Origin of the sequence: Streptomyces iranensis, assembly GCF_017874715.1 — a bacterium.
GTDB classification, from domain to species: Bacteria; Actinomycetota; Actinomycetes; order Streptomycetales; family Streptomycetaceae; genus Streptomyces; species Streptomyces iranensis.
Genome location: NZ_JAGGLR010000026.1, coordinates 1 through 12522, shown reverse-complemented (window position 1 = coordinate 12522; position 12522 = coordinate 1). Strand labels below are relative to the sequence as shown.

Annotated in this window: 9 protein-coding genes; 7 read left to right on the top strand and 2 right to left on the bottom strand. The window is 69.5% G+C overall.

Translation table 11 applies throughout. The features are described 5' to 3' along the window. Window positions 1-3: 3 nt before the first annotated feature. Complete coding sequence (locus tag J2Z30_RS37935) at window positions 4-1494, bottom strand: CCA tRNA nucleotidyltransferase (protein ID WP_044572621.1); 1491 nt, start codon at window positions 1492-1494, stop codon at window positions 4-6. 180 nt (window positions 1495-1674) lie between these two features. Here J2Z30_RS37935 and J2Z30_RS37930 point away from each other — a divergent pair, with 180 nt between their 5' ends. The 7 genes from J2Z30_RS37930 (at window position 1675) to trxA (ending at window position 11466) form a co-directional block, all read left to right on the top strand. Then, a complete protein-coding gene (locus J2Z30_RS37930) occupies window positions 1675-4032 on the top strand; it encodes a DUF6049 family protein (RefSeq protein ID WP_044572618.1) in 2358 nt (785 codons plus the stop codon). A 48-nt stretch (window positions 4033-4080) separates the two neighbouring features. Continuing rightward, the gene (gene murJ / locus J2Z30_RS37925; protein ID WP_044572614.1) at window positions 4081-6459 is read left to right on the top strand and encodes a murein biosynthesis integral membrane protein MurJ; all 2379 of its coding nucleotides are present in this window, start codon (window positions 4081-4083) and stop codon (window positions 6457-6459) included. Between the two features lie 110 nt (window positions 6460-6569). Continuing rightward, window positions 6570-8285: a protein kinase family protein gene (locus J2Z30_RS37920; protein WP_044572612.1), complete on the top strand. Its 1716-nt coding sequence runs from the start codon at window positions 6570-6572 to the stop codon at window positions 8283-8285. Between the two features lie 36 nt (window positions 8286-8321). Then, window positions 8322-9011: an RNA polymerase sigma factor SigM gene (sigM, locus tag J2Z30_RS37915; protein WP_020869976.1), complete on the top strand. Its 690-nt coding sequence runs from the start codon at window positions 8322-8324 to the stop codon at window positions 9009-9011. Further along, window positions 9008-9991, top strand: coding sequence for an RsmA family anti-sigma factor (locus J2Z30_RS37910; RefSeq protein ID WP_044572610.1), 984 nt, complete (start codon window positions 9008-9010; stop codon window positions 9989-9991). Before sigM ends, J2Z30_RS37910 begins: the two co-directional genes overlap by 4 nt. Window positions 9992-10143: 152 nt before the next feature. Next, window positions 10144-11094, top strand: coding sequence for a thioredoxin-disulfide reductase (gene trxB, locus J2Z30_RS37905; RefSeq protein WP_020869974.1), 951 nt, complete (start codon window positions 10144-10146; stop codon window positions 11092-11094). Between the two features lie 42 nt (window positions 11095-11136). Then, window positions 11137-11466, top strand: coding sequence for a thioredoxin (gene trxA, locus J2Z30_RS37900; RefSeq protein ID WP_014061966.1), 330 nt, complete (start codon window positions 11137-11139; stop codon window positions 11464-11466). Between the two features lie 74 nt (window positions 11467-11540). Here trxA and J2Z30_RS37895 read toward each other — a convergent pair whose 3' ends face one another. Then, window positions 11541-12158, bottom strand: a complete 618-nt coding sequence (locus J2Z30_RS37895) for a GNAT family N-acetyltransferase (RefSeq protein WP_037954609.1) — start codon at window positions 12156-12158, stop codon at window positions 11541-11543. Between the last annotated feature and the right edge of the window lie 364 nt (window positions 12159-12522).

Sequence of the window (12522 nt, the reverse complement as noted above, 5' to 3'; positions counted from 1 at the left end):
GGCTCAGCCTTCCGGCTGGGCTTCCCACCACTCCTGGAGCGCGGAGATCGCGGCGTCCCGTTCCATCGGACCATGCTCCAGCCGCAGCTCCAGCAGATGCTTGTACGCCTTGCCGACCTGCGGACCCGGGGGGATGCCGAGAATCTTCATGATCTCGTTGCCATCCAGATCCGGGCGGATCGCATCCAGTTCTTCCTGCTCCTGCAGCCGGGCGATGCGCTCCTCGAGACCGTCGTACGCGCGCGAGAGCGCCGTCGCCTTCCGCCGATTGCGCGTGGTGCAGTCCGAGCGGGTCAGCTTGTGCAGCCGGTCCAGCAGTGGCCCGGCGTCACGGACATAGCGGCGGACCGCGGAGTCGGTCCATTCCCCCGTGCCATAGCCGTGGAAGCGCAGATGCAGCTCGACCAGGCGTGAGACATCCTTGATCAGCTCATTGGAGTACTTGAGCCTCATCATCCGGTACTTGGTCATCTTGGCCCCCACCACCTCGTGGTGGTGGAAGGAGACCCGGCCGTCCTTCTCGAAGCGGCGCGTCTTGGGCTTGCCGATGTCATGCAGCAGCGCGGCCAGCCGCAGCGTCAGATCGGGGCCCTCGGTCTCCAGGTCGATGGCCTGGTCCAGCACCGTCAGCGAGTGCTCGTAGACATCCTTGTGGCGGTGGTGCTCATCGCGCTCCAGGCGCAGCGCCGGAAGCTCCGGCAGGACGCGGTCGGCGAGCCCTGTCTCCACCAGCAGCCGCAGCCCCTCGCGGGGGTGATCGGCCAGGACGAGCTTGTTGAGCTCATCACGCACCCGCTCCGCCGAAACGATGTCGATGCGCTCGGCCATCGCCGTCATCGCGGCGACGACCTCGGGGGCCACCTCGAAGTCCAGCTGCGCGGCGAAGCGCGCGGCACGCATCATCCGCAGTGGATCGTCGGAGAAGGACTCCTCGGGCGTCCCCGGAGTGCGCAGCACCCGGGCGGCGAGATCCTCCAGACCGTGGTGCGGGTCGATGAACTCCTTCTGCGGAAGCGCCACCGCCATCGCGTTGACCGTGAAGTCCCGACGGACCAGGTCCTCCTCGATGGAGTCGCCGTAGGACACCTCGGGCTTCCGAGATGTCCGGTCATAGGCTTCTGACCGGTAAGTCGTGATTTCGATCTGGAAGCTCTGGTCCGACCCGCTTCCTGGCGACATGCCCTTCCGGCAGCCAACCGTACCGAAGGCGATGCCGACGTCCCAGACCGCGTCCGCCCAGGGCCGTACGATCTTCAGTACCTCGTCCGGGCGTGCGTCCGTCGTGAAATCCAGATCGTTACCGAGCCGGCCGAGCAGCGCGTCCCGTACCGAGCCGCCAACCAGGGCCAGGCGGAAACCGGCCTGCTGGAAACGGCGGGCAAGATCGTCGGCAACGGGAGAGACCCGCAGGAGTTCGCCCACGGCGCGGCGCTGCACCTGGCTGAGCTCGTTGGTCGACTGCGGGGATCGGCTGTCATTGTTGGCGTTCGGCACAACAGAACAGGGTACGTGGCCGTGCGCCCCCGAGACTCCACCCCCGATGGGGCCACCACTGCGTAACGATCTTGTGGAGCCCTCCACAGCACTTCGTCACAGCGGGCATCGTTACCATTTCGTGGACGCACATTGCGACGACCACTGACGACCTACTGACGACAAGGGACGGGCGAGCGCGTGGCCGATGCGGCAGACCTCCGGGGGACAACTTCCGTTCGTGCCCGGCGATGGTTGCGGCGCACGGCGGCCCTGCTGGCCGCGGCGCCGATGCTCGCGGGCCTGGCACAGATTCCGGCGGCACCCGCCGCCCACGCCGAGAGCAAGGCCACCGGCTCGCGATCGGTGGATGTCTCCATCACCTCACTGACTCCCACCGCGCCGAAGAAGAGCGACACCCTCACCGTCAGCGGCACCGTCACCAACGACACCAAGGGCACGGTCTCGGACGCCCGTGTGGGCCTCCGCGTGGGCCCGACCATGAGCGGCCGCAGCGCGATCGACACCACGGCCCACCGCACCGGCTATACGGAGGGGCTCGACGGCACCGAGATCGACGGCAAATACGCCAAGAAGATCGGCAAGCTGGCGGCCGGCACCAGCCGCGACTTCTCCCTCTCCATACCGGTGGATCAGTTGCACCTGGGCGAGAACGGCGTCTACCAGCTCGGCGTCTCGCTCACCGGTGACACCTCCCATCAGCCCTGGCCGCAGGTGCTGGGCATCGAGCGGACCTTCCTGCCCTGGCAGTCGGGCCCGTCCCAGAAGAAGTCCCAGCTCACCTATCTGTGGCCGCTGATCTCCGCCACCCATGTGACCGCCCGCACGGACAACGACGAGGACCGCACCCCGATCTTCCGGGACGACCGCCTGGCCAAGGAGCTGGCCCCGGGCGGCCGGCTGCAGCAGATGGTCGCCCTGGGGAAGAACCTCCCCATCACCTGGGTGGTCGACCCGGACCTGCTCGCCACGGTCGACGCGATGACCAAGAAGTACGAGGTCCAGAACCCCTCGGGCAACGGGACCAGGGCGGGCCGCGGCCAGACCGTCGCCAAGCAGTGGCTGGACGCCCTCCAGAAGGCCGTGGACGGCAAGCAGGTGGTCGCGCTGCCGTTCGCCGACCCCGACCTCGCCTCGCTCGCCCACCGCGGTAAGAACGTCACCGGCGCTCTCAGCCACCTCCAGGGCGCCACCGAGCTCGCCTCGACGACCGTGGAGACCATCACCGGGGTGAGGCCGCGTACGGACTTCGCCTGGCCGGTGGACGGCGCGGTCGACTCCTCGATCGTGGACGTCGCCACCTCCGCGGGTGCCCACAACGTGATCGCCCGCAGCGACAGCCTGCGCGAGACCGGCGGGCTCTCCTACACCCCCACCGCGGCCCGCCAGATCGGCGGCGGCAATACGGCGGTGGTCGCCGACGCGCGGCTGTCGACGGCCTTCACCGGCGACATGTCCAAGGCCGAGAACTCCACCCTCGCCATCCAGCGGTTCCTGGCCCAGAGCCAGATGATCAATCTGCAGGCGCCGGACAGGCAGCGCAGTATCGTGGTCGCCCCCCAGCGGACGCCCACCACCAGCCAGGCGCAGTCGATGGCGGCGGCCATGGAGGGCCTCTCCGGGCAGTGGACTCAGCCAATGAGCCTAGGGCAGGCCGCGAAGGCCAAGCCCGACCCGAGCGCCACCCAGCGGGTGCCGAGCACCCGCTCCTACCCCCGCTCGCTGCGCGCGCGGGAACTGCCCACCGAGGCGTTCGACCGGATCCAGGAGACCCAGAAGACCCTGGACAATTTCGAGCCGATCCTGACCGCCAAGTACCGGGTGGTCACCCCCTTCGGGAACGCGATCAGGCGCGAGATGTCGACCTCGTGGCGCAGCGAGGCGCAGAACGCGACCGGCTTCCGGCACGATGTGCAGACCTATCTCTCCGGGCTCACCAAGAAGGTGCGCCTGGTCCCGAAGACGGACATGACTCTCTCCGGGCGCAGCGCGACCGTCCCGGTAACCGTCCAGAACAACCTGGTGCAGAGCGTCGAGCTGCGGCTCGTCCTGCGCTCCCAGCAAGGCAACAGGCTGGAGGTCAGCGACCCCCAGCTGGTCAATGTGGAGGGCGGCCACAGCCAGTCCGTGAAGTTCGGGACCACGGCCAACGCGAACGGCCCGGTGTGGGTCTCGGCGCGGCTCTACACCCCGGACGGGCAGCCGTACGGCGACGAGATGCTGTTCGAGGTGAATGTCACCGAGATCACGTCGACCGTGATTCTCGTGATCGCCGGCGGTGTGCTGCTGCTGGTCCTCGCCGGTGTCCGGATCTATGTGCAGCGCAAGCGCGCGGCCGCCAGGAGTGGTGAGGACGGCGGGGACGGGGAAGACGCCGAGGAGGCGCACGGGCAGGATGAGGACGACAGCGAGGCCCCGGAGAACGACCGGTGTGACTCCGCACACGCCCTTGTGCCCGAGCAGCCGAGTGACCCGGCATCGGACACCGGATCGCAAAGCGCTGGCCCGTCCGGCTCGGGTGAGAAAGTGGACCATTGAGCAATGCCGGGGCCGGTGGGCCGCAGTGGACGATGAGGTGGGGTAGCGATGAACGCGCCGTATGACGGTGATGGCCGAGTGCCACCGCCGCCACAGCCGTCCCCTCACGGCCCCCACGACCCTTACGGACAGGAACCGCACCAGCAGGATCCGTATCTGGGCGACGCCCACCAGGCGCCTCCGGCCGATCCGCGCCAGTCGTACGGCCAGCAGTACTACGCACCGGATCCGTATCTGGACGACTCGTACGCGACGGGCAGCTTCACGCCCTACCCGTATCCGACGCAGGATCGGTACGCCCACGATCCGCTGACGGACCCCCTGTACGACCGGCGCTCCTCCCACGCCTCGCAGCAGGACGGCTACCAGCAGCAGTACTACCAGCAGCCCCCCACACCGCAGGGCCCCGACCCGCGCGCCTGGTCCCCCCAGGCCGCCGCCGGCCCCCAGGGCGCCGTACAGCAGCCGTACACCGCCGATCAGGCGGGCCAGGGCTATCCGGGAGCCGGTGACGGCTACGGGGCGGGGGAGCAGCCGCAGCGGGACGCCTTCGCACATCTCTACCGCGATCAGCAGCCCTATGACCCCCGGCCCGGCCAGGGCCAGGGCTACCCGCAGGGCCCGGAGAACTACCCCCAGGGCCAGGCGCCCGCTCAGGGGCAGGCGCCGTTCCCCGGACCGCCCAGATCCGAGTTCGCCGGCGCGACAGCCGCCGCCCCCACGGTGGCCGCCCCGGTGGTGACCGCCCCCGCGACCGAGCCCGAGCCGAAGAAGCCCTCAGGGGGCAAGGGACGCGCGTCCAGCGTGCTCCAGTCCAGCGCGCTGATGGCGGCGGGCACCCTGGTCTCCCGGCTCACCGGCTTCGTCCGGCAGATGGTGGTCCTCGCGGGCCTGGGCGCGGCCACCCTCGGCTCCACCTACGCCCTCGCCTACACGCTGCCGACGATGGTCTACATCCTCACCATCGGCGGGGGTCTGAACTCCGTCTTCGTCCCGCAGCTCGTGCGCGCGATGAAGGAGGACGACGACGGCGGCGAGGCATTCGCCAACCGGCTGCTCACCCTGGTGATGGTGGTGCTCGGCCTCCTGGTCGCGGTGACCGTGCTCGCCGCGCCGGTGCTGATCCGCGTGATGTCGCCGACCATCGCGGACAACCCCGCCGACAACGAGGTCGCGGTCACCTTCGCCCGCTACTGCCTGCCCACCATCTTCTTCATGGGCATTCACGTGGTGGTCGGCCAAATCCTCAACGCCCGGGGCCGGTTCGGGGCGATGATGTGGACCCCCGTACTGAACAACATCGTCATAATCTTCACCTTCGGCCTGTTCATCTGGGTGTTCGGCACCGCCGGCAGCTCCAAGATGGACACCACGACCATCACCGCCGAAGGCATCCGGCTGCTGGGCATGGGCACCCTGCTGGGGCTCGTCGTCCAGTCCCTGGCGATGTTCCCCTATCTGCGTGCCACCGGCTTCCGCTTCCGGCCGCGCTTCGACTGGCGCGGCCACGGCCTCGGCAAGGCCGCCAAGCTGGCCAAGTGGACGGTTCTGTTCGTCCTCGCCAACCAGGCGGGCGTGCTGGTCGTGACCCAGCTGTCCACCGCGGCCGGTGCCGAGGCCGAGAACCAGAACGCACCGGGCATGAGCTTCGTCGGTTACTCCAGCGCCCAGCTCATCTGGGGCATGCCGCAGGCGATCATCACCGTCTCCGTCATGGCCTCGCTGCTGCCCCGGATCTCCCGGGCGGCCCACGACGGGGACGCCGGAGCGGTCCGCGACGACATCTCGCAGGGCCTGCGCACCTCCGCGGTCGCCATCGTCCCGCTCGCCTTCGGCTTCATCGCCCTGGGCATCCCCATGTGCACCCTGCTGTTCGGCGCCTCCGGCACCGATGCGGCCGTCTCCATGGGCTACATCCTCATGGCGTTCAGCCTGGGTCTGATCCCCTTCTCCGTGCAGTACGTCGTCCTCCGCGGCTTCTATGCCTACGAGGACACCCGCACCCCCTTCTACAACACGGTGATCATCGCCGCCGTCAACGCCGCCGGATCCGGGCTCGCCTATCTCCTGCTCCCCGCCCGCTGGGCCGTCGCCGGTATGGCGGCCGCCTACGGCCTGGCCTACGCCATCGGCGTGGGTGTGGCCTGGAAGCGGCTGCGCAACCGGCTGGGCGGCGATCTGGACGGCCCCCGCGTCGTGCGCACCTACACCCGCCTCGTCGGCGCCAGCATCCCCGCCGCCCTCCTGGGCGGCGGCTCGGCCTACACCATCATGCAAACCCTCGGAATGGGCGTCGTCGGCTCCGTAGCGGCTTTGCTGGGTGGCGGTCTCGTTCTTATCGCGGTCTTCTACATTGCTGCGAAACGGATGCGCGTTGATGAGCTGACGGCCATGGTCGGTATGGTGCGCGGACGACTCGGACGCTGATCATTGAGCACAACCATCGTCCGCCACCGTGTGTCGTGCATAGCGGCGGACTGTGGGCACAATTGTCTTGGCTCGGAGTAGGCGCAACGGATGGGGAGGCAGGAACGACGGTGGCGGAACGGAGCACGGCTGCCGTCGACGTGGCCGACAGCGGTGGAGAGGAGCCGCTGACCGCCGAGGCGGGTAAGGCCACGGCCGACGGGGCGGGGACGAAACAGAAGGTCGGCAAGGGTACAGAGGCCGCGGTCACCGACGATACGGGCGCCGCGGCCGAAGCGAACCCGCTCGAACTGCACAGCGGTCACAAGCTGGCCAGACGCTACCGTCTGGAGGAGTGCGTCACCCGTCTGGACGGATTCAGCAGTTGGCGTGCCGTGGACGAGAAACTGCGGCGTGCCGTCGGGGTGCATGTCGTGCCCGCGGACCATCCGCGCGCCAGGTCGGTGCTCGCAGCCGCCCGTTCGGCGGCCCTGCTGGGCGATCCCCGCTTCGTCCAGGTCCTCGACGCCGTCGAGGAGAACGATCTTGTCTATGTCGTCCATGAGTGGCTTCCCGACGCCACCGAGCTCACGGCGGTGCTGGCCGCCGGGCCGCTCGAGCCGCACGACGCGTACCAACTGGTCAGCCAGGTCTCCCAGGCCATGGCCGCCGCCCACCGCGAGGGCCTGGCCCATCTGCGGCTGAACCCCGGCTCCGTGCTGCGCACCGAGTCCGGCCAGTACCGTATCCGCGGACTGGCCGTCATGGCCGCCCTGCGTGGTATCAGCGTCGACCACCCCCAGCGCACCGACACCGAGGCGATCGGCGCGCTGCTGTACGCGGCGCTCACTCAGCGCTGGCCGTACGAGGCCGACGCCTACGGCCTCTCCGGGCTGCCCAAGGGCGTGGGCCTGATCGCTCCCGACCAGGTCCGCGCCGGAGTTCACCGCGGTCTGTCCGAGCTCGCGATGCGCGCGCTGGTCAACGACGGGGCCACCGCCTCCCGTCAGGACCAGCCCTGCACCACCCCCGAGGAGCTGGCCAAGGCCGTCGCGGCCACGCCGCGTATCCGGCCGCCGGAGCCCGCCTTCACCCCTTCCCCGGCGTACCAGCGCACGACGTACCAACAGGGTGTGTACGGCCAGCAGCCGAACCGCGGCGGCACCGCGCACACGGCCCGTCCGGTCGCTCCCGTGCCGCCTCCGCCGCCGCTGCAGAGCCGCACGGGCAAGGCCCTCAAGTGGACCGTCTCCGCCCTTCTGATCGCCGCTCTCGGCCTCGGCAGCTGGCAGCTCGCGGACACCCTCCTCAAGGAGGAGAACAAGTCCAGTCCGGGCAAGTCCACCGGTGAGAAGGACGACGGCAAGGGCCTGAAGCCGGTGGGCAAGCCGCTCAGCATCGATAGCGCCACGGAGTTCTCGCCGCTGGACGCGCCCTTCGCGCCGGACAAGGTCGATGGCGCCGTCGACGGCGATACGGACACCGCCTGGGTGACCAAGTTGTTCTACAACTACCCGAACTTCGGTAATCTGCCCGGTCGCAAGCAGGGCAGTGGCATCATCGTCGACCTCGGCAGCGCCAAAAGCGTCTCGAGCCTCGACATCGACTTCTACAGCGCCGGCCAGAAGGTGGAAGTCCTCGCCGCCGATCCCTCCGCCTCCGACCCCACCTCACTCAGCGCCTTCTCCAAGCACCTCACCGATCTGAAGAGCGTCGGGAAGAAGCTGTCCACCGTTCTCGACAAGCCGGTACGGACGCGATACGTCCTGGTCCACATCACGGAGCTTCCGGCCAGCACCCCCGATCGCTACCGTGGCGGCATCTCGGAGATCAAGGTCAAGGGCTGACCCTCTACGGTCGGCCGAGAGGGGAGGGGCTCAACGTTGGACGACGCCACCATCGGCGGAGCGAGCGACGGCGAGCTCCTCGCCCGGCACGTCGACGGCGACCCGGACGCCTTCAGCGAAATAGTGCGGCGCCACCGCGACAGACTCTGGGCGGTGGCGCTGCGCACCCTCGGCGACCGTGAGGAAGCGGCCGACGCGGTCCAGGACGCGCTCGTCTCCGCCTACCGCGCCGCCCACACGTTCCGGGGCCAGTCCGCCGTGACCACCTGGCTCCACCGCATCACGGTCAACGCCTGCCTGGACCGGGCCCGCAAGGCCGCCTCCCGTCGCACCTCCCCCGTCGACGACACCGAGCGGCTCGAGCAGCTCCTGGAACCCCATGAGTCGGCCGCCGCCCCCGCCGAGCGCGGTGATCTCCACCGCGAACTCCTCCAGGCGCTGCGCACCCTCCCTCCCGAACAGCGCGCGGCCCTGGTGCTGGTCGATATGCAGGGCTACCCCGTCGCGGAGGCGGCGAAGGTGCTGGACGTTCCCACCGGCACCGTCAAGAGCCGCTGCGCCCGGGGCCGCGCACGACTGCTGCCCCTCCTCTCACATCTCCACCCCAGTGGGAGGGGTAGCTCACCCTCGAGCATGGGAAGGAACCGGACGCAGGGGACGTCCGTCCCACCGACGGCAGGACCGAACGACACAGATGCCGTGAAGGGCGGAGGTGGGCGAGCGTGACATCCTCGACGGACACGGAAGAGCACCCTGAAGTCGCGGAGATCTCCGCACTCACCGAGGGTCTGCTCTCTCCGTCCCGCGCCGTCGATGTGCGCACTCACCTCACGAGCTGCGTGCTGTGTACGGACGTACGGGAGTCCCTGGACGAGATTCGCGCTCTGCTCGGGACCCTCCCGGGGCCGGTGCGGATGCCCGCCGATGTCGCGGGCCGCATCGACGCGGCGCTGGCCGCCGAAGCGCTTCTCGACGCGACCACCCCCGAGCGCGTGGCCGATGTTTCACGTGAAACTCCGGATCCGGACGCCGCGCACCCGCCTGTTTCACGTGAAACGGCGCCCGATGACGCCTCCAGCGACCCCGGATCCGACACCGTGGAGCCCACGGCCAAGCCGTCCATCGCGGCGGACCGGCCCGCCGGGCGCCCGCGTGGGGCCACCGGTCCTGGACGGGGAACCACCGGACCCGGCACCCGCCCCGGCCGCGCCCGCCGCTGGCGCAAGGCGGTCCTCGGCGGCGCATGCGCCGCGGCGGTGATCGGCATCGGATCCTTCTTCCTCCAGAGCGGCTCCTCCGGCGATAACAGCGACAGCGACACCCAGGCGCACGCCAGCCAGAGCCCCACCGGGAAGTCCACCCTCTCCTCGGGCACACTCAAGGACCGCGTGCACGAACTGCTCGCCGACCGGAAGTCCACCGCGTCGGACGGCGTCACCGGGCAGGGCAACTCACCCGATGTGCCGCTGCGCGCCGATGACGACCCTGAGGTGCCCTCCTGCGTACAGAGCGGCACCGGCCGCAAGGAGCCGGCTCTCGCGGCACAGCAGGACACCTACGACGGCCAGAGCGCCTATATCGTCGTCCTCCCGCACCCCTCCGACAGCTCGCGCGTCGATGCCTTTGTGATCGACGCGTCCTGCGTCTCGGCGTCCCCGACGGCTCCCGGGGAGCTCCTGGTGACCCGGACCTACCCGCGGCGCTGAGGCACACCGCACACCGGGGCCCTGCCTGACAGCGCTCGGGAATGCCTGACCCGTAGGATCCGTTGGGTGGGGTGGCAGCGGAATTCCGGGGGAACCCGGAGCCGCCCGCCCAGTCAGCAGTCCGGCAGTCGGCAGAGACAAGGAAGACATCCGTGAGCGACGTCCGCAACGTGATCATCATCGGTTCCGGGCCCGCGGGCTATACGGCCGCGCTCTACACCGCCCGCGCTTCCTTGAAGCCGCTGGTCTTCGAAGGCTCCGTGACCGCGGGTGGCGCCCTGATGAACACCACCGATGTGGAGAACTTCCCGGGCTTCCGGGACGGGATCATGGGCCCCGACCTGATGGACAACATGCGGGCCCAGGCCGAGCGCTTCGGCGCCGAGCTCATTCCGGACGACGTGGCCGCGGTCGACCTCAGTGAGCAGATCAAGACCGTCACCGACTCCGCCGGCACGGTCCACCGTGCCAAGACCGTCATCGTGGCCACCGGCTCCCAGCACCGCAAGCTGGGGCTGCCGCGTGAGGACGAGCTCTCCGGCCGCGGTGTCTCCTGGTGTGCCACCTGTGACGGGTTCTTCTTCAAGGACCAGGACATCGCGGTCATCGGCGGCGGCGACACGGCCCTGGAGGAGGCGACCTTCCTGTCGCGGTTCGCCAAGTCGGTCACCGTGGTCCACCGCCGGGACACCCTGCGCGCCAGCAAGGCGATGCAGGAGCGGGCCTTCGCCGACCCGAAGATCTCATTCATCTGGGACAGCCTGGTCGAGGAGATCCACGGCGACGGCAAGCTCTCCGGTCTCACGATCCGCGACGTCAAGAAGGACGAGACCTCCGAGCTGCCGGTCACCGGACTGTTCATCGCGATCGGCCACGACCCGCGCACCGAGCTGTTCAAGGGCCAGCTGGGCCTGGACGACGACGGGTACCTGAAGGTGGACGCGCCCACCACCCGGACCAACCTGCCCGGTGTCTTCGCCGCCGGCGATGTCGTGGACCACACCTACCGTCAGGCGATCACCGCGGCCGGCACCGGTTGCTCTGCGGCACTGGACGCCGAGCGGTACCTCGCCTCGCTCGGCCAGGGCGACGCCACCGTCTGACTCCGCTTCCCACCTCTGCACCAACTCACTAAGGAGATTGCCATGGCCGGTGCCACGGTCACCGTGACGGACGCCGACTTCGAGGAGAAGGTCCTCAAGAGCGACAAGCCGGTACTCGTCGACTTCTGGGCCGCCTGGTGCGGTCCGTGCCGCCAGATCGCCCCCTCCCTGGAGGCCATCGCGGCCGAGCACCCCGACAAGATCGTCATCGCCAAGCTCAACATCGACGAGAACCCGGCGACGGCCGCCAAGTACGGCGTGATGTCCATCCCGACGCTCAATGTCTACCAGGGCGGCGAGGTCGCCAAGACCATCGTCGGCGCCAAGCCCAAGGCCGCCATCGAGCGCGACCTGGCCGACTTCATCGGCTGAGCGCACCACGCGTCGCCCTCATACACGAAGGGGCTGCCCATCGGGCAGCCCCTTCGTGTTTCACGTGGAACCCGCTACAGCGGCCGAAGCGCGGGCTCCTTCTGGACGGCGCCGAGCAGCCGGTCCAGCGCCAGCTCGACATCCTCCTTCCAGGAGATCGTCGTCCTCAGCTCCAGCCTCAGCCGGGGGTAGCGCGGATGCGGCCGTACGGTCTTGAAGCCCACGGCCAGCAGATGATCGGCGGGCAGCACACACGCCGGTTCCTTCCACGTGGCGTCCCCGAACGCCTCCACCGCCTTGAAGCCCCGGCGGATCAGATCCTTGGCGACGGTCTGCACCATCACCCGGCCCAGCCCCTGCCCCTGGTACCCGGGCATCAGCCATGCCGTCATCAGCTGGACGGCATCCGCAGCGACCGGACTCGTCGGAAAGGCCGTGGAGCGCGGCACATACGCCGGAGGCGCGTACAGCACAAAACCCACCGGGACCTCATCGACATAGACCACCCGACCGCAGGATCCCCACTCCAGCAGAACGGCGGAGATCCATGCCTCCTTCTCCAGCTCCGGCCGGCCGGCCCTTACGGCTGCTTCGCCGCTGACCGGATCGAGCTCCCAGAAGACACAGGCGCGGCAGCGCTTGGGGATGTCCGGGAGGTTGTCCAGCGTGAGCGGTACGAGCCGACGCCCCATGAAGCCAGTCCTTCACTTCCGTGGCCAGCCGCGCCACGGGCGGCTGACAGCGCACTACGCTCCCTGAGCAGACTGCCGACGAAACCGCCGACAGCTCCCAGGCCCAATCCTGTGGCCAACAGTCCGGTGCGGCTCACCGATCGCATGGCCCTGCCCTCCACATGCGGCGCCTCCACATGGATCCGCCCTACCTGACCGCATCGTATCCGTGCCGAGATTGCACCGATACCGTCCTTGGGCAAACAGCGGGTCGCGGGGGGGGCCCGGGGGGACCCCCCCCCCCCCCCGCGGGCCCCGGGGGGCCCCCCCCCCCGCCGGCGCGCCCCCCGGGTCCGCGCGGGGGGGGCGGGGCTCGGCCCGGCGG

What these genes read in the sequence shown, in the direction of transcription:
- trxA (WP_014061966.1), top strand. Translation starts at nt 11,137, where the DNA reads ATGGCCGGTGCCACGGTCACCGTGACGGACGCCGACTTCGAGGAGAAG.
- J2Z30_RS37895 (WP_037954609.1), bottom strand. Translation starts at nt 12,158, where the DNA reads ATGGGGCGTCGGCTCGTACCGCTCACGCTGGACAACCTCCCGGACATC.
- murJ (WP_044572614.1), top strand. Translation starts at nt 4,081, where the DNA reads ATGAACGCGCCGTATGACGGTGATGGCCGAGTGCCACCGCCGCCACAG.